This is a genomic window from Allomuricauda sp. ANG21 (assembly GCF_040705235.1).
In the GTDB taxonomy this organism is placed as follows: domain Bacteria; phylum Bacteroidota; class Bacteroidia; order Flavobacteriales; family Flavobacteriaceae; genus Flagellimonas; species Flagellimonas marina.
Genome location: NZ_JBFCVT010000002.1, coordinates 509,518 through 525,674 on the forward strand (window position 1 = coordinate 509,518; position 16,157 = coordinate 525,674).

The 16,157-nt window shown below is 42.2% G+C and carries 19 protein-coding genes; 12 read left to right on the forward strand and 7 right to left on the reverse strand.

The genetic code is table 11. The features are described 5' to 3' along the window. Positions 1-6 precede the first annotated feature (6 nt). Both AB1A65_RS04610 and AB1A65_RS04615 read right to left on the reverse strand, forming a co-directional pair. Complete coding sequence (locus AB1A65_RS04610) at positions 7-2,010, reverse strand: fumarate reductase/succinate dehydrogenase flavoprotein subunit (RefSeq protein WP_366586094.1); 2,004 nt, start codon at positions 2,008-2,010, stop codon at positions 7-9. Between the two features lie 2 nt (positions 2,011-2,012). Then, on the reverse strand, positions 2,013-2,681 hold the full coding sequence (locus AB1A65_RS04615) for a succinate dehydrogenase cytochrome b subunit (protein ID WP_366586096.1): 669 nt from the start codon (positions 2,679-2,681) through the stop codon (positions 2,013-2,015). Positions 2,682-2,859: 178 nt separating this feature from the next. Here AB1A65_RS04615 and AB1A65_RS04620 point away from each other — a divergent pair, with 178 nt between their 5' ends. Together AB1A65_RS04620 and AB1A65_RS04625 are read left to right on the forward strand one after the other, a co-directional pair. Beyond that, complete coding sequence (locus AB1A65_RS04620; RefSeq protein ID WP_366586098.1) at positions 2,860-3,798, forward strand: RimK family alpha-L-glutamate ligase; 939 nt, start codon at positions 2,860-2,862, stop codon at positions 3,796-3,798. Continuing rightward, on the forward strand, positions 3,776-4,735 hold the full coding sequence (locus AB1A65_RS04625) for a succinylglutamate desuccinylase/aspartoacylase family protein (RefSeq protein ID WP_366586100.1): 960 nt from the start codon (positions 3,776-3,778) through the stop codon (positions 4,733-4,735). Before AB1A65_RS04620 ends, AB1A65_RS04625 begins: the two co-directional genes overlap by 23 nt. On the opposite strand, the gene AB1A65_RS04630 is transcribed toward AB1A65_RS04625, so the two are convergent. From AB1A65_RS04630 to AB1A65_RS04640, 3 genes are all read right to left on the reverse strand, one after another. Then, positions 4,715-5,158 (reverse strand): hypothetical protein, encoded by a 444-nt coding sequence (locus tag AB1A65_RS04630; protein WP_366586102.1) that lies wholly within the window; start codon positions 5,156-5,158, stop codon positions 4,715-4,717. The two genes, AB1A65_RS04625 and AB1A65_RS04630, sit on opposite strands and share 21 nt — an antisense overlap. A 151-nt stretch (positions 5,159-5,309) precedes the next feature. Further along, positions 5,310-6,488 carry a heparan-alpha-glucosaminide N-acetyltransferase domain-containing protein gene (locus tag AB1A65_RS04635; protein WP_366586104.1) on the reverse strand — a complete coding sequence of 393 codons (1,179 nt, stop codon included), beginning with the start codon at positions 6,486-6,488 and terminating at the stop codon, positions 5,310-5,312. A 153-nt stretch (positions 6,489-6,641) separates the two neighbouring features. Further along, on the reverse strand, positions 6,642-7,031 hold the full coding sequence (locus AB1A65_RS04640; protein WP_366586106.1) for a DUF2721 domain-containing protein: 390 nt from the start codon (positions 7,029-7,031) through the stop codon (positions 6,642-6,644). An 81-nt stretch (positions 7,032-7,112) separates the two neighbouring features. On the opposite strand from AB1A65_RS04640, the gene AB1A65_RS04645 reads away from it, so the two are divergent. The 9 genes from AB1A65_RS04645 to AB1A65_RS04685 all read left to right on the forward strand — a co-directional run bounded on the left by AB1A65_RS04645 (position 7,113) and on the right by AB1A65_RS04685 (position 13,096). After that, complete coding sequence (locus tag AB1A65_RS04645) at positions 7,113-8,405, forward strand: aminopeptidase P family protein (RefSeq protein WP_366586108.1); 1,293 nt, start codon at positions 7,113-7,115, stop codon at positions 8,403-8,405. After that, positions 8,405-8,965, forward strand: a complete 561-nt coding sequence (locus AB1A65_RS04650; protein ID WP_366586110.1) for a Crp/Fnr family transcriptional regulator — start codon at positions 8,405-8,407, stop codon at positions 8,963-8,965. Before AB1A65_RS04645 ends, AB1A65_RS04650 begins: the two co-directional genes overlap by 1 nt. Positions 8,966-9,072: 107 nt before the next feature. Further along, the gene (locus AB1A65_RS04655; RefSeq protein ID WP_366586112.1) at positions 9,073-9,276 is read left to right on the forward strand and encodes a 4-oxalocrotonate tautomerase family protein; all 204 of its coding nucleotides are present in this window, start codon (positions 9,073-9,075) and stop codon (positions 9,274-9,276) included. Beyond that, positions 9,273-10,016 (forward strand): SDR family oxidoreductase, encoded by a 744-nt coding sequence (locus AB1A65_RS04660; RefSeq protein WP_366586114.1) that lies wholly within the window; start codon positions 9,273-9,275, stop codon positions 10,014-10,016. Before AB1A65_RS04655 ends, AB1A65_RS04660 begins: the two co-directional genes overlap by 4 nt. An 11-nt stretch (positions 10,017-10,027) precedes the next feature. Next, positions 10,028-10,396: a nuclear transport factor 2 family protein gene (locus AB1A65_RS04665; protein WP_366586116.1), complete on the forward strand. Its 369-nt coding sequence runs from the start codon at positions 10,028-10,030 to the stop codon at positions 10,394-10,396. Positions 10,397-10,512: 116 nt separating this feature from the next. Beyond that, entirely contained in the window at positions 10,513-10,815 is a 303-nt protein-coding gene (locus AB1A65_RS04670; protein WP_366586118.1) for an ArsR family transcriptional regulator, read from the forward strand. Between the two features lie 42 nt (positions 10,816-10,857). Continuing rightward, complete coding sequence (locus AB1A65_RS04675) at positions 10,858-11,028, forward strand: hypothetical protein (RefSeq protein WP_366586120.1); 171 nt, start codon at positions 10,858-10,860, stop codon at positions 11,026-11,028. An 89-nt stretch (positions 11,029-11,117) separates the two neighbouring features. Continuing rightward, a complete protein-coding gene (locus AB1A65_RS04680) occupies positions 11,118-12,059 on the forward strand; it encodes a proline dehydrogenase family protein (RefSeq protein WP_366586121.1) in 942 nt (313 codons plus the stop codon). Positions 12,060-12,175: 116 nt separating this feature from the next. Beyond that, positions 12,176-13,096: a 2-dehydropantoate 2-reductase gene (locus AB1A65_RS04685; protein WP_366586123.1), complete on the forward strand. Its 921-nt coding sequence runs from the start codon at positions 12,176-12,178 to the stop codon at positions 13,094-13,096. A 43-nt stretch (positions 13,097-13,139) separates the two neighbouring features. On the opposite strand, the gene brnQ is transcribed toward AB1A65_RS04685, so the two are convergent. Continuing rightward, positions 13,140-14,408 carry a branched-chain amino acid transport system II carrier protein gene (gene brnQ, locus AB1A65_RS04690; RefSeq protein ID WP_366586125.1) on the reverse strand — a complete coding sequence of 423 codons (1,269 nt, stop codon included), beginning with the start codon at positions 14,406-14,408 and terminating at the stop codon, positions 13,140-13,142. A 265-nt stretch (positions 14,409-14,673) separates the two neighbouring features. On the opposite strand from brnQ, the gene AB1A65_RS04695 reads away from it, so the two are divergent. Then, the gene (locus AB1A65_RS04695; RefSeq protein ID WP_366586127.1) at positions 14,674-14,928 is read left to right on the forward strand and encodes a hypothetical protein; all 255 of its coding nucleotides are present in this window, start codon (positions 14,674-14,676) and stop codon (positions 14,926-14,928) included. A 122-nt stretch (positions 14,929-15,050) separates the two neighbouring features. Here AB1A65_RS04695 and thiL read toward each other — a convergent pair whose 3' ends face one another. Continuing rightward, complete coding sequence (gene thiL, locus AB1A65_RS04700) at positions 15,051-16,097, reverse strand: thiamine-phosphate kinase (RefSeq protein ID WP_366586129.1); 1,047 nt, start codon at positions 16,095-16,097, stop codon at positions 15,051-15,053. Positions 16,098-16,157 lie beyond the last annotated feature (60 nt).

Here is a 16,157-nt window from a genome sequence, read left to right on the forward strand (position 1 = left end):
AGCTTCTTATTTGTAGGATCGTGTCTTTAATTCAATGTTTTCGTATACCAAATCCTCTTTGTGTAATTCAGCATCTTTTGGCTCACCCTTATATTCCCAGGCGGCCACATATTTAAAGTTCTTGTCATCGCGGAGCGCTTCCCCTTCTTCGGTCTGGTACTCTTCGCGGAAGTGACCTCCACAGGATTCGTTTCGATGCAGGGCATCTTTTGCAAAAAGCTCACCTAATTCCAAGAAATCGGCCACACGACCCGCTTTTTCCAATTCTTGGTTTTTGGAATCGATGGTTCCTGGTATTTTTACATTTTCCCAGAAATCCTTTCGCAGTTCAGAAATCTCCTTGATGGCTTCTTTGAGCTCTTTCTCATTACGGGCCATACCACACTTATTCCACATGATCTTGCCCAGTTTTTTGTGGTAGTAATCCACGGAGTGGATTCCGGTACCGGACATCAATTTTTCCATGCGTTCGCGAACTTGTTTTTCGGCTTCATCAAACGCAGCGGTGTCGGTTGGGATTTTTCCCGTACGAATGTCATCGGACAAATAATCCCCGATAGTGTACGGCAATACAAAATAGCCATCAGCCAGACCCTGCATCAAGGCCGAAGCACCCAAACGGTTGGCTCCGTGATCACTAAAGTTGGCCTCACCGGCAGCATAGCAACCGGGAATAGTGGTCTGCAAGTTGTAATCCACCCAAAGTCCACCCATGGTATAATGCACTGCGGGATAGATCATCATGGGGGTTTTATACGGGTTTTGATCTACAATTTTTTCGTACATCTGGAAGAGGTTACCGTATTTGGCTTCGATAACTTCTTCACCCAGTTTTATAATTGTGGCCTCGTCCGGGTCTTTAATCCCAGAGGTCAAGGCTTTTTCTTTTCCATAACGTTTAATGGCCGATGCAAAATCCAAGTACACCGCTTCACCGGTTTTGTTTACACCAAAGCCGGCATCGCACCGTTCTTTGGCTGCTCTTGATGCTACGTCACGAGGCACTAGGTTACCGAAAGCAGGATATCTTCGCTCCAGATAATAGTCACGGTCTTCCTCGGCAATTTCTGTTGGTTTTAATTTGCCTTCCCGAATGGCAACGGCATCTTCCTTTTTCTTAGGTACCCAAATACGACCATCGTTACGTAGGGATTCTGACATCAATGTCAACTTAGACTGATGGTCCCCAGAAACCGGAATACAAGTAGGGTGAATTTGTGTAAAACATGGATTGGCAAAGAACGCTCCTTTTCGGTGGGCTCGCCAAGCTGCCATGACGTTACTTCCCATGGCATTGGTAGATAGGAAGAACACATTTCCATAACCCCCAGTTGCCAAAACCACTGCGTGGCCGCTGTGTCTTTCCAGCTCTCCAGTCACCAAGTTTCTTGCGATGATGCCACGGGCTTTACCATCCACCAAAACCAAATCCATCATTTCATGACGGTTAAAGGCTTGGATTTTCCCCCGGTTGATTTGTCGATTCATCGCTGAATATGCACCCAACAACAATTGCTGTCCAGTTTGTCCTTTGGCATAAAAGGTTCTAGAAACTAAAACCCCTCCAAAGGAACGGTTGTCCAACATACCGCCATATTCACGGGCAAAGGGAACCCCTTGTGCCACACATTGGTCAATGATGTTTCCTGAAACTTCAGCCAATCGATATACGTTGGCTTCACGGGAACGGTAGTCGCCCCCTTTTATGGTATCATAGAAAAGACGATAGTTACTATCCCCATCCCCTTGATAGTTCTTGGCGGCGTTGATACCTCCTTGGGCAGCAATGGAGTGTGCTCTACGCGGAGAATCCTGATAACAGAAAGTCTTTACATTGTAGCCCAACTCGGCCAACGTGGCTGCTGCGGCACCCCCGGCCAGCCCCGTGCCCACAACAATAACATCGATATTCCTTTTGTTGGCAGGGTTAACAAGATTGATTTCGTTTTTATGTTTGGTCCATTTATCGGCCAACGGCCCAGATGGAACTTTTGAATCCAATATGCCCATACTTACTGTGTTATTGGGTTAAGGTGGTGATACAGGGCGATAAAAGCAAAGCCCAAAGGAATGACCACCGAAAATAGTTTTGTGAACGTTTTTACGGCAGGTGTGTACTTGTTGTTCCATCCCATACTCTGGAAGGAAGAGGCAAAGCCGTGCCATAGGTGAAGGCTCAACAATACAAAGGCCACTACGTAAAGAATGGTTCTCCAGAAAGGTTCAAATTTTTCAACGGTTTCATGATAGTACCGTGTGGGGTCTTCCGGAGAAACCTCAATGTATTTGTAGGCCATTTCGTGTATCCAGAAATCGTAGAAGTGCAACACCAAGAAGGCAAGCACCACCAATCCAGAATAGATCATGTTTCGGGAAACCCAAGGTGCATTTGCGCTGCCCTTGTACTTCACGTAACTGCCGCCCCTAGCTTTTTTGTTCTGGATCTCCAAGACAAACCCCATTACAAAATGGATGATTACACCTGCAATCAAAATGGGTTGGAGTACAAACTGTACCAATGGGTTGTATCCCATAAAATGGGACCAGGAGTTAAAGGTTTCCGGATCAATGACCGAAGTAATGTTAATGGTAAAATGTTGTGTAAGAAAAACAACCAAAAAAAGACCCGAAAGTGCCATTACCACTTTGCGGGCAATTGAAGATTTTATCAATCCACTCATTAGTGCTGGTTTTAATACAAATTTACGGCACGGTTAAGTTTTTAACAAGCTTTCAACATCGTAAAACCAGTTATTTAGACTGATTTTAAGCTTCTGTGAAATTAAATCCATGAAAAGGTTTTGTTTGAACTATATAAGTTGAGCAGCAGCCTTTAAATTAAGGTAAGAGGATTCCGTTTTGGGATTTTTAACCGATATTACGTTTGATTTTAACCAACCCAATGCCATGGACATTGCCATATTATCCGTTAGCCTTAATGTGCACTCTACCAAAAGAATAGCAAAGGAAGCCCAGGATGCAGGTCATTATGTGGAAATGATCGATCACACCAAATGCTCGGTCAAACTTGGTACAGACAAGCCCCAAATTTATTTGAATGATGAAGATATTACCGATGAGTTTGATGCCATCATACCACGAATCGGCACAACCGTCACCAGACATGGTGCGGCCATAGTAAAACAATTTGAGATGAACAACATCTTTAGCACGGCACGTTCATTGGGCATAACAAGAGCGCGGAACAAAGTGCGGACATTGCAAATTATGGCCAGAAAAGGTATCCCCATTCCCGAAACGGTGTTTTCCATCAACCCACATAATGTTGAAGATCAGATAAAACTTTTGGGAGGTGGCCCCGTCATCATAAAATTACAGGAGGGCACCCAAGGCAAGGGGGTAATGTTGGCCGAGAGTAAAAAATCCGCTAAATCCATCATCGATACGCTTTACAATATGAATACCAGTATACTATTACAAGAATATATTGAAGAGGCCAATGGCGAAGATCTTCGGATTATTGTGGTAGGGAACAAAGTGGTGGCCAGCATGAAACGGACCAGTGACATTGATGACTTTAGATCTAATGTGCATAGAGGAGCAGAAACAGAAGTGGTGCAATTGACACCAAAAGAGAAATTCATAGCCATAAACGCCACCAAACATTTGGGACTTGGCGTGGCCGGGGTAGACCTTATCCGTTCCAAAAAGGGACCGTTGTTGATAGAGGTAAATGCATCACCGGGTTTAAAAGGCATAGAGGCAGCAACCAACGTTAATGTGGCTAAGCATATCATTCAATTTGTGGAAAAGAATGGACGAAGAAAAAGAAAATAAGACCATTACCATAAATAGCGTAGACATAGCCCCTGGACAAAACAGGAGTGTGCAATTGAACATTGCCCGGCTTCCTACCGGGACCTTGATTGATATACCTGTTCATGTGTTCAATGGAAAAGAGGTAGGGCCAACAGTTTTAATCCAAGCAGGCTTGCACGGCGATGAGATTAATGGTGTGGAAACACTTCGAAGAATGCTTCAGGATAATTGCTTTTCCATAGAAAAAGGGGCTGTGATTGTGGTCCCCATTGTAAACATTTTTGGCTTTATTCATTTTTCTAGGGATGTGCCGGATGGCAAGGATGTAAACCGGAGTTTTCCTGGGAGAAAAACGGGTTCGTTGGCCAGCCGGATTGCCCATACCTATACAGAACAAATTTTGCCTCAAGTGGATTTTGGAATTGACCTTCATACAGGTGGAAGCCAACGTCATAATCATCCACAGGCAAGATACACCTCTGGTGACGCCAAAAGCGAGGCCATGGCCAAAGCATTTAATGCACCGTTTTATTTTTCGTCCAAGCTAATTGCGGGGTCTTTCCGAAAAACCACCTATAAGATGGGAATTCCGACTATGGTCTACGAATCAGGAGAAAGTATGCGCTTTGATGAAAATGCCATTGCTATGGGTATTAAGGGTGTGGAAAATGTACTTCAATTTTTGGGCCTGGTATCAAAAGGGAAAAAGGTGAAGCAAGAATTATCCATTCATCTGGAATCCACGCGTTGGATCAGGGCCGCAAGGGCCGGGATGTTCATTCCCCAGATTGCGAACGGACAGGCTGTGGAGAAAGGGGAGACTCTAGGATTGGTTACGGACACGTTTGCCAAAAAGAACAAAAAGGTAAAAGCACCTTTTGATGGCCATGTAATCTGCATTAATCACCAAGCGGTGGTGAACCAAGGTGATGCCTTATTCCACATAGGGCGTTAACCCTGCTCTTTTCTCTTCAACTTTAGAAATGCTCCATTTGATGGCGGATTCAAGATCGGAGAATTGGCGAATGTTATCCTTGAAGAACATTTTTTCCAGCACAATACTGGACAGTCCACCTTTGTCGTAGGCGACCACGGAGTAAAATTCGAGCTGGTGCCTGTTTTTGTAAAATTTTAGCCAATCTGTGGGAATTACAGAGTAGTCATGGATTCGGTTGGAGATATAGGCAATGGGCTTGTCCTTTCCAATGACCTCATAAGCAATATTGATGATTTTTTTTGCCATGGACCAATTGAAAACGACTCCTTCTTTGATTTCAGAAATGACCAATCCATCAAAAAAATAAAAGACCCCAAAATCAGATTCCCTAATTTCCCGAATGTTCTTAAAATAACTTACCTCCTTTACCGTCTTTTTCATAGCAATAAACCGTTCAATAGAACAAGATAAATGTAAGAAATTCATTGATGCTGTATGAAAAACTTTAATGAACCCCAACTATGCTTTAGTGAATTTGTCATTTCAATTGACATATCCAACTGAGAGCCGAAAATGATGGTCAAAACTTGCGCTATAGATAACTCAACCACCACTTTTGTCGATTTGCCGTCTTGTAGTCATTGTACCAACTGCAAATGGGATATAAGACAACCGTCAAAACGATCCAAACAAGATACACCACCCAAAGACTAAAACCATATCCCTGTAATTGCGGTTGCAAGGTAACCCATAAGTCGATGACCATATCCGAGAAGCTAAACCCTGTAGCGATGGCAGCGAAAACGGCCAATGCATGAATGACATAAATATGCACAATATAAAAGAACATGGGAACCCTGCCAATGACAACTAATTTCTCTGTCCATCGATTTTGCACATTCTCCATGAAAGCCAAAAAGAGGATAGAAGGCCCCAAAGTAATCAGTAGGTAAAGCAAGGACGGGGGATATTTGGTAATGTTAAAATATGAAGCGATAGTCATGCCAAGGGAGTCTTGCTTGGCCCAAGTGTAAGGGTCACCATACACATTTATTGTCCTAATGACAAAAAACAACAAGGTCAACCCCAGTCCTATTTGGAACAAACGCTTTATTCTGAGTTTTGAATTATAAGAGGGTTTGTATAACTCCCCAAAATGATAGCCCAAGGGCATTACAAAAATCCATGGAATCAGCGGATAGCCCACAAAAATTTGAAAACTGGCCATATCAACAATATTAAATACATGCAAAAAAGTCCAAAAACCTGAAGCAACCGAATCTGTAGGCGCAATTGGATCCAATAGGTTATGACCAAAAATCACTACCAACGCAAGCCCTATCATCAACTTTTTGGGGAGGTGGATAAATCCGGCCAAGAAGACCATGCTTATGCCCAAAACCCAAATTACCTGCAGCAGGATAGTGGAATAATCCAACTTGAACATCCAGGCCAATTTTATCACCGTTAGTTCGGCGATGACCAACCAAAGGCCTCGTTTCAACAACCAAATGGACAATGATTTTTTATCTCTCCGTTGCCCAACAAAAAAGGCCGAGGTTCCTGCCAGAAAAACAAAAACAGGAGCACAAAAATGGGTCACGAATCGAGTCCAAAAAAGTGGCACATTGGTTTGGGCGATATCCGAAGGATCAAAGAAATAAGCATCAGCATGAAAATAGTCGCGTACATGGTCCAATGCCATGATCACCATAACCACTCCTCGTAGGAGGTCTATGGATTTGATTCGGTTTTTTCGATTGGTTTGCATGATGTGGTGTGTTGATGGTTTGTTATTTGGCCTTAATGGGCAACTACCTGAAAGCGTAGCTTTTATACTAGCCAAATTACACAAATTCCCTTGAAGAAAAAGACCCGAAAATTGCTTTATTTCAAGAGGGCGGAAATTATCTAAGTACAGGAATTATTTTTCCATGCTTTTAAGTTGAATACCCAAAGCCTTGGTGGAAAGTTGCACTTCCAACAAAGAAAGTACCAAAGAAATGACCAAAAAGACCAAACTGATTCCAAAAATGACATTGGCCCAAATATCCAGTTCAACATAAATAAGGAACATGGTAATGGCGGCCAACAAAAAACTAATAATCGCAGTGGCCTGCATGTTCTTGATAATGCCTAACCGTTTCCGAAGCTGGTGGATTTGTTGCTTCAGCGGTTGGGCCGAAGTCTCTTCGAACTGTTTGTGCAACTGACGGATAAGGGCGGCGATGGCCAAATACCGGGCATTATACGCCAACATGGTAAGTGAAATGGCGGGGAACAAAAGTGCGGGAATACTAAGGTTGAGCTGCATGAATTTTTCTTTGAAGAGGGAAGGTATGAATTTGTCTTGGGGAACACAATTACCTACTTTTGGGCAAATCAAAATTTTCATATGAAATATTCTCCCATAGACAGTAATCTATTTGTAAAAAACCGTAAAAAATTCACGGCGCAAATGAAGCCAAAAAGTATCGCCGTGTTCAATTCCAATGATATTTATCCCATAGGAGCCGATAGCACTCTTCCCTTTGAGCAAAGCCGAGATTTGTTCTATCTCTGCGGTGCAGATCAAGAAGAAACAATTTTATTGCTGTTCCCAGATGCAATGGATGCAAAACACCGCGAAATACTGTTTGTTAGAGAGACCAACGACCATATAGCCGTTTGGGAAGGCGCTAAACTTACTAAAGAAAAAGCCACGGAAGTATCGGGCATTGAAACCGTGTATTGGCTCACCGATTTTGACAAGATCTTTTTTGATTTGATGACCGAGGCGGATACGATTTACTTCAACACCAATGAGCATTACCGTCAAGCTGTCGAGACTCAGACCCGCGAGGATCGGTTTATTGAAAAATGTAAAAAAGAATATCCAGCACACCAGTGGGCAAAGAGCAATCCCATTTTGCAAAAAATTCGAGGAATAAAGGAACCCGAAGAAATTGCCATCATGCAGACCGCATGCGATATTACCGAAAAAGGTTTCCGTAGGATTTTGAAATTTGTAAAACCAGGGGTTTGGGAATATGAAATAGAAGCAGAATTCCTACACGAATTTGTTCGAAACCGTTCCAAAGGATATGCCTATGCACCCATCATTGCTGCTGGAAACAACGCCAATGTACTACACTATTTGGAAAACAATCAACAGGTAAAAGATGGTGATATGATCTTGTTGGACTTGGCGGCCGAATACGCCAACTATTCCAGCGATATGACCCGTACCATCCCGGCCAATGGTAGATTTACAGACCGACAAAAACAAGTGTACAGTGCTGTACTTCGCGTAAAAAACGAAGCGACAAAAATGCTGGTGCCAGGGGTTATTTGGGCTGAATTCCATAAGGAAGTAGGCAAAATCATGACCTCAGAACTGATCGGATTAGGACTTTTAGATAAAGCTGATGTACAAAATGAAAACCCGGATTGGCCTGCCTATAAAAAGTATTTTATGCACGGCACCAGTCACCATATTGGGTTGAATACCCATGACTATGGCGAATTGAAAACACCGATGAAACCGAATATGGTCTTTACCGTGGAACCGGGAATTTACATTCCTGATGAAGGTATGGGCGTTCGTTTGGAGGACGATGTCGTCATCCAAGAAAGTGGCGAACCCTTTAACTTGATGCGTAACATCCCAATAGAGATTGAGGAGATCGAAGAGTTGATGAATGCCTAATGCACCCGCTCAGAAGACATATCGAAGAACTGATCATTTTGACTGATGAAGAATTTGATGTGGTTTTGAGTTATTTTGAACCCATCCAAAAACGGAAACACCAGTACATTGTCCAAGAAGGTGATTTGGTGGATAAGGAATATTGGATTTTGGATGGGTGCCTTAAAAGCTATTTTGTGGATGAGGAAGGGAAGGAACACATTCTTCAATTTGGGATGGAAAATTGGTGGATCACGGATTACGAATCCTTCATTAAGCACACTCCTTCTAAAATATCCATAGACTGTATTGAGGACAGCGAATTGCTATACATCACCTTTGAAAATAGGGAAAAACTAACGGCCCAAATGCACAAGATGGAACGCTTTTGGGCCAAAAAAAGCAAATTTGGAAGAATTGCACTCCAAAACAGGATTCTTTCCCTCCTAAAAAATTCAGCCAAAGAACGATACGATGTTTTGTTGGAACAATATCCACAACTCTTTCAACGGGTTCCCAAAAAACTTATCGCTGCCTATTTAGGCGTGTCGCGAGAGACCTTGAGCCGTTTGCAATCCTAGATTGACTTTATTTTTGTGATAAACATCACACTAAATCTGTGATGAATGTCCTTCCTTTTGGTATTGACCCAATCGCACCTTTGTAGGGTAATTTTAAACAGACAAAAATGCCTTACGTAAACATTAAGGTTACCGATGAACAGGTAACCTCCATCCAGAAACGCAAATTGATCGAGGGTGTCACCCAACTATTGGTGGACGTGCTCAACAAAAACCCCAAGACCACCCATATTGTAATTGATGAGGTGCCCATTGACAATTGGGGTTATGATGGAAAGCAATATTCAGAAACTAAAAAACAAAGCACATGAAAAACAAGACAGTTATCATAACAGGTGCCTCTACAGGTTTGGGAAAGGAAACGGCCCAGTACTTTTTGGAAAGAGGCAGTAATGTGATCATGAATTCTTCCAATGCATCAAATTTGGAAATGACATTTCAATCACCGGGATCACCGGCAAATGCTGCCTACGTTGCAGGAGATATCAGCAAGCGGGAAACTGGAAAAAAATTGGTCGAAACCGCCTTGGAAAAATTCGGTTCTATTGATGTTTTGATCAACAACGCAGGGATTTTTGCCCCCAAACCCTTTTTGGATGTCAATGAAACAGATTTGGAAAGATTTTGGAAGGTGAACCTATTGGGAACCTATGTTACTTCGCAAGAAGTCATTCCCCACATGCTGGAACAGGGCGGTGGAACCATTATCAATATTGGAACCGTATTGGTGGATCACGCCATTGATGGATTTCCAGCCACCGCTCCGCTCACAAGCAAGGGAGCGATCCATGCCCTAACTAGGCAACTCGCTGCGGAATTTGGCAAGCAGAACATTCGGGTAAATACCATTGCACCTGGAATCATTAGAAGTCCATTACAGGGAAAAATTGGGGTTGAGGATGCCGATAGCCTAGCTGGATTGCACCTTTTAAACCGAATTGGGGAGGCCCGAGAAATAGCGGAAGCAGCTTACTATTTGGCATCCGCAGAATTTATAACCGGTGAGACCATTAATGTGGCGGGAGGCCACACTGTGGGTCATGCCATTTAAAATTGAAAATAATGTACACAGAAAACAGAAAAGAAATAGAAGGGTTGATAGCATCTTACTTTGAGGGCATTTTCAATGGGGATGTGGAAAAACTGGAAAAGTGTTTTCACGACTACACCTATTTGTATGGAGACATCAAAGGAGAGGATTACTTAAAAAGTAAATCAGCCTATATTGAAGGGGTTAAGAACCGACAAAGCCCAAAGTCCTTGGGAGAGGAGTTCAGGATGGCTATTATTGGAATCGATATTTTAGGCAAGGTGGCCATGGCCAAGTTGCATGTGCCTTTTTCGGGATATAATTATTACGATTATCTGTCTTTGGCCAATATGGATGGGAAATGGAAAATTGTAAATAAGATTTTCACCCATGTTGATTAGATACTGACTTTGAATGTGATGTTAGTTATTGGAGCGACTTGGAGAACGACTCGAAGTCGCTTCAAATTTTATTTGTTATATCGAAATATCTCGATTTGTTGTATTACATTTGCACCATGGATGTATTAGAAATAAACAAAGTATTATCAAACCAAGTGCGAATAGATATTCTTAACTGGCTTAAAAAACCGGAAGAGAACTTTCCGCCGCAGGTGAATGTCCCGGATTTTAGCGATGGGGTCTGTGTATGTCATATCCAAGATAAAACAGGCTTGTCGCAATCCACCATTTCGCATTATTTAACCATGATGCACAGGGTGGATTTGTTGATTGCCACCAGACATGGCAAATGGACCTATTATAGAAGAAACGAGGATGAGATACGAAACTATATAAACACATTAAAGAACGACCTCTGACTTTTTTTATTCATTTGAAACTACAAATCGATATATTTAAATATGACAGATTTTATTGTTGACCTATTAGGTTGGACGGGCTCTATTATGCTCGTAACGGCCTATTGGTTAAATAGCAAGAACCGAATCAGTGCCCAAACCTTACTATACCAACTCCTAAATATTTTGGGAAGTCTATTATTAATGACAAACACCATTTATTACGGGGCTTAGCCTTCCAATTCGGTCAATATTGTTTGGCTTTTAATTGGGCTTATCCACATAACCACAATCCTTAAAAACAAACACAGAACAATCTAGAGATGGAACAAGAATTATTACGCATGGGAGCTGCTGCATTACGAAAGGCTGCCTTGAACCATGAAGCAAAGGAATATATACTCTCCAATGAAATCTTATATAAAACTCTTAAAAAAGCTGCGAACCGCTATATAGGAGGAGAAACACTTGATGAAACCATTCAAAAAGTGAAACTTGAAAACGGAAATGGGTTTAAATGTTCCATTGAGTATATGGGCGAAAACACACTCACCGTGGAAGAAGCCAATGAGGCTACCCATGAATTCCTTAGGATAGTGGATGAAATCAAAAATCAAAAGCTCAATTCTACAGTTTCCCTGGACCTTTCCCATATCGGCTTGGCCGTTTCACACGAGTTATGTTTGAATAACATAAAATCCATAGTGGAAGAGGCTGAAAAGTATAATATTGAAGTTACCATAAGTGCTGAAGGAGTTGAAATAACCGATGCCATTATCGATATCTACAAGACAACAGCACAAACCTATTCAAATGCTTCAATTACCCTGCAGGCTTATTTGCACAGAACACAGGATGATTTTAAAGAGTTGACCCAGGAAAATGGAAGAATACGAATGGTAAAAGGAGCTTTTGAAACCCCAAAACACTTCTCCATTCCAAGAGGGGATGCGTTGGATGAAAGGTATTTGTATTATGTGGATCAGTTATTGTCCCAAAATCACAAGCTCTCTATTGCAACACATCATTCCAAAATTCAACAAGAAGCCATCCAATTGATTCAGCAATACAAACCAGACAACAATCTCTATGAGTTTGAAAGTCTATATGGTATACAAACAGAGCTATTGATGGACTTAAAAGAGCAGGGTTATCCAACCAAATTATACTTCGTATATGGTAAAGAATGGTACCTCTACCTCTGCAACAGAATTGCCGAATATCCGCTGTATCTGTTCCGGGCATTGAATGATATTTTAGCATGAAGGTTTGAGCTGAATAGAAGAATGCTTGTTCAAGAGCAATGATTTTATAGGCTGTCACTTTCTTTAGCAACCAAAACAGAAAACCATATATGGGGATTCTAAGTACCTTTAGTACTATGAAAATTTTTATTATTGGGGCTGGAGCGGTAGGGAAAGCACTCGCTGTATCCCTACACCAAGAAGGCAAGGAAGTGGAGTTGATCCGTGGCCATTTGGATGATGGCTCTTCGCACAAAGAAAAAATAACGGTGGAGCTCAAAGATGGCCCCACCTTGCACGCTGAAATCGCGGTGAGCACATTGAGCACCCATTCTCAATTGAAGGGTATAGTGGTTTTGACCAACAAATCATTTGGGAACAAAGTACTATCCGAAAAACTGGCATCAAAAATTGGAGACTCACCTCTAGTGCTTCTCCAGAATGGACTGGGTGTGGAACAGCCTTTTTTGGAAAAGGATTTTCCAGAGGTCTACCGCTGTGTCCTTTTTATGACCAGTCAGAATAATGGACCAGACACCATAACCTACAAACCAGTGGCCCCATCGCCAATTGGGATGATTCAGCAAAGAAACACCACCTTAAAAAGTATTGTTGAAATCTTGGACAGCCTTAATTTTAGGTTTAGCGCGGAAAAGGACATCCAGCGCATTATCTGGAAAAAGGCCATTGCCAATTGCGTATTCAATTCCATTTGCCCTTTGCTGGAAGTGGATAATGGGATATTTCACAGAGATAAAAATGTGTTGGCCATTGCGCAGCGGGTCATTGCCGAATGTGCTCTGATAGCCAATAAAAAGGGAATAGATTTAGGCACTTCCGAATTGGAAGATCAAGTTTTGATGATCAGTAGAATGTCTGACGGGCAGTTCATTTCTACGCTTCAGGACATCAACAACAAAAGAGAAACCGAGATTGACACGCTCAACTTTGAGATTTATCGGATGGCTCAGGCCATGAACCTATCAAACAAAGTAAAGGAGACACGATTGTTAGGGGAGTTGGTAAAATTGAAATCGGAAATGCATCAGAAGAATTAATGAAACAACCTCAATGCTGATGTTAATGTTGGTCCTGAAAATTCTAACTTAATTTTTTTAAAGTATTCCCCACTACAAAGGCCATCAAAGCGGGCAACACCCACCCCATTTGATATTCGGCCAACGGCAACCATTCCAGATAGAGGTAAGAAGGTAATCCAACACCTAGGCTGCCCACAAAATCTGGGGCACTAAATACAATGGTGGTGATCACTACCCACTTAAAGACCCTTGGTGAAGCCCACTTTTCGGGAAGTACGTTCAATAAAATCAACGCAATGGTAATGGGATAGATGAACATGAGAGCAGGCACGGCCACCGCAATAATGTACCCTACATTGAACTGCCCAATGAGCACACCCAACACACATCCAATGAAGGCCGTAATCCGATAGGCCCAATTGGAATCATTGAATTGCCCTTTTATAAAATCTGAGGTACCCGTTACAATTCCCACTGCAGTGGTAAAGCAGGCCAAGCTTACCAAAACGCTCAAAAACAGAGTGGCCGTACCTCCCAAAGTTTCGGTGCTGATGCCACTCAAAAGAGCGGTTCGGGTAACGTCCGCCGGAAAGACATCACTGAACAAGGCCCCAGTCAAAATAAGTCCGGAATAAACTAGGAACAATCCCAAGCCGGCCCAAAAGCCCGCTTTTCGGATGAGGTCTTTTTTAGCTTCGTAACTCGCCGCTTTATCTTTTATATTGATAGAAACGATGATGACCGCCCCTACAACAACGGCACCGATGGCATCGAAGGTTTGGTACCCTTCCAAAATACCATCACTCAGGGGGTGCTTCATTTCAGAAATGGAAAAATCGAAATCCATACTAACCATGGCCGTGACCACAATAAGAAATAGAATGATAAGGATACCTGGTGTTAGCAACTTTCCCACCACATCCAAAACTTTGGAGCGGTTGATGACAAACAAATAGACCAGGGTAAAATAAATCACGCTTGTTACTAAAGAGGGTGATTCCCATATTGGTTGGATAGCCATCTCGTGGGTTACCGAAGCCGTTCTGGGCGAAGGCAGGGCAATGGAAATAGCATAGATTAAATAACAATACAACAAACTGAAAGTTGGGGATACCTTTTTGGCAAAATCGAACAAAGTACCCTGTAAGCGGGCATGGGCCAAAATGCCCAAGAGCGGAATCAACACACCGGAGAGACAAAACCCCAGTACAACCAACCACCATGAGCTACCTGAGTTGAATCCCAAGAGTGGGGGAAGGATAAGGTTGCCAGCACCAAAGAAGAGGGAAAAAAGGGCAAACGCAGTAATTGTTAACGTTTTTTTGTTCATAAGATGTTGATAATTATCGTTCAATGTAGTATATTTCGAAAGCGTAGTTCAACGAAAATAATTGACTTTTTGACGATTATAGTGTATTTCATCGAAAAAAAGTAATTGTGAAAATTTGAGCAAAATAAAAAGTTATCAACATTCGTTGACATAGAAAACCATTCACTTAAAACCAAACGTATAACTGAAAATTACTAATTAATCAACACAGCATTTTTATCGATCCCCAAATCGCATGGATGCTCCTCCAAAACACAACCGGCTTATGAAAACTTCTACTCATCACCATGGCAACAAAATTTCTTCATTATTCTGCAACGTTTTTGGCCACCATTATGTGGTTTCCAAAAAAGTGACACAACACATTAAGGAATACAAATGTATCCATTGTCAGAAGGAGGTTACCACAGATGTTAGTGGCAAACTTTCAGTTTTGACTCCTCAAATGCAGGAAATCAACAACACCTTAGAGGACATGTATAGAAAACGAAGGACCAAACTGGTACAGCGCGTAGCGTAACCCAATATCCTTCAAGAAGTTTTTACGGTTTATCCCGAACTTAAGTAAGTACCTACTGCTATACAGGTCGCGTGCCCCAAGACCATGAAGTGGATACCCTTGAGTTTCGGGATTTTTTGTGCCTATCCATTAAAGGAATTCCAGCCTTGTGCTGTTAGGGGTATCTTGGTTTCAGCGCGGGTTACCAAATGTGCACCTTCATTTTTACCGGTCATGTGACCAATGACGGTCAAATTGGGATTGGCTTTTATTTTTGGGAAATCCGATTGGTCTATGGTGAACAACAATTCATAGTCCTCACCACCGCCCAAAGCAATCATGGTGCTGTCCATCTGAAACTCCTCGGAAGTTGAAATGACCGTGGGGTCCAATGGAATTTTATCCTCAAAAAGATTACAGCCTACATCACTTTGCTTGCAGAGATGTAAAATTTCTGAAGACAATCCATCACTGATATCGATCATGGAAGTGGGTTTTACTTCCAACTTTTTCAAGAGTTCCACAATGTCTTTGCGGGCCTCAGGTTTTAACTGACGCTCCACAATGTAGGAGTAGGGCTCCAAATCAGGTTGATTTTCTGGATTTACCTTAAAGACTTCTTTTTCTCGCTCCAACACATGAAGGCCCAAGTATGCACCGCCCAAATCCCCGGTGACCACCAAAAGATCGTTGGCCTTTGCGCCTTTGCGGTAAACAATATCATTTTCTTCGGCGATCCCCAAAGCAGTAACGCTAATGAGCATCCCCTTGGTGGAAGAGGTGGTGTCACCCCCAACCAAATCCACGTGGTAAAGTTTGCAAGCCAAGGCAACTCCAGCATAAAATTCTTCCAAGGCTTCCAGAGGAAATCTGTTTGAAACGGCGATGGACACGGTGACCTGCGTAGCCATCGCATTCATGGCGTAAATGTCCGATAGATTTACAATTACCGATTTGTACCCCAAGTGTTTTAGCGGCATGTAGCTGAGGTCAAAATGGACGCCCTCAACCAACATATCGGTGGAAACTATGGTTTTTTTATCCTTAAAATCCAAAACTGCTGCATCATCACCAATTCCCATAATCGATGAGGCTTGTTGCAATTCAAAGTTCTGGGTAAGGTGTTCAATCAGGCCAAACTCTCCCAATTCTTCCAGTGATGTGCGCTGTGGATTTTTGTCTTCAATCATGAGGCAAAAGTAAAGAGGATAATTTTAAATTGTATCTTTAAAAGAAAACAAACGTAACAT

Coding starts and splice junctions, on each gene's coding strand:
- AB1A65_RS04625 (WP_366586100.1), top strand. CDS start 3,776: ATGGACGAAGAAAAAGAAAATAAGACCATTACCATAAATAGCGTAGAC.
- AB1A65_RS04635 (WP_366586104.1), bottom strand. CDS start 6,488: ATGCAAACCAATCGAAAAAACCGAATCAAATCCATAGACCTCCTACGA.
- AB1A65_RS04695 (WP_366586127.1), top strand. CDS start 14,674: ATGAAAACTTCTACTCATCACCATGGCAACAAAATTTCTTCATTATTC.
- AB1A65_RS04685 (WP_366586123.1), top strand. CDS start 12,176: ATGAAAATTTTTATTATTGGGGCTGGAGCGGTAGGGAAAGCACTCGCT.
- AB1A65_RS04640 (WP_366586106.1), bottom strand. CDS start 7,031: ATGCAGCTCAACCTTAGTATTCCCGCACTTTTGTTCCCCGCCATTTCA.
- AB1A65_RS04655 (WP_366586112.1), top strand. CDS start 9,073: ATGCCTTACGTAAACATTAAGGTTACCGATGAACAGGTAACCTCCATC.
- AB1A65_RS04675 (WP_366586120.1), top strand. CDS start 10,858: ATGACAGATTTTATTGTTGACCTATTAGGTTGGACGGGCTCTATTATG.
- AB1A65_RS04670 (WP_366586118.1), top strand. CDS start 10,513: ATGGATGTATTAGAAATAAACAAAGTATTATCAAACCAAGTGCGAATA.
- AB1A65_RS04665 (WP_366586116.1), top strand. CDS start 10,028: ATGTACACAGAAAACAGAAAAGAAATAGAAGGGTTGATAGCATCTTAC.
- AB1A65_RS04660 (WP_366586114.1), top strand. CDS start 9,273: ATGAAAAACAAGACAGTTATCATAACAGGTGCCTCTACAGGTTTGGGA.
- AB1A65_RS04610 (WP_366586094.1), bottom strand. CDS start 2,010: ATGGGCATATTGGATTCAAAAGTTCCATCTGGGCCGTTGGCCGATAAA.
- AB1A65_RS04630 (WP_366586102.1), bottom strand. CDS start 5,158: ATGAAAAAGACGGTAAAGGAGGTAAGTTATTTTAAGAACATTCGGGAA.
- AB1A65_RS04615 (WP_366586096.1), bottom strand. CDS start 2,681: ATGAGTGGATTGATAAAATCTTCAATTGCCCGCAAAGTGGTAATGGCA.
- thiL (WP_366586129.1), bottom strand. CDS start 16,097: ATGATTGAAGACAAAAATCCACAGCGCACATCACTGGAAGAATTGGGA.
- AB1A65_RS04645 (WP_366586108.1), top strand. CDS start 7,113: ATGAAATATTCTCCCATAGACAGTAATCTATTTGTAAAAAACCGTAAA.
- AB1A65_RS04650 (WP_366586110.1), top strand. CDS start 8,405: ATGCACCCGCTCAGAAGACATATCGAAGAACTGATCATTTTGACTGAT.
- AB1A65_RS04680 (WP_366586121.1), top strand. CDS start 11,118: ATGGAACAAGAATTATTACGCATGGGAGCTGCTGCATTACGAAAGGCT.
- brnQ (WP_366586125.1), bottom strand. CDS start 14,408: ATGAACAAAAAAACGTTAACAATTACTGCGTTTGCCCTTTTTTCCCTC.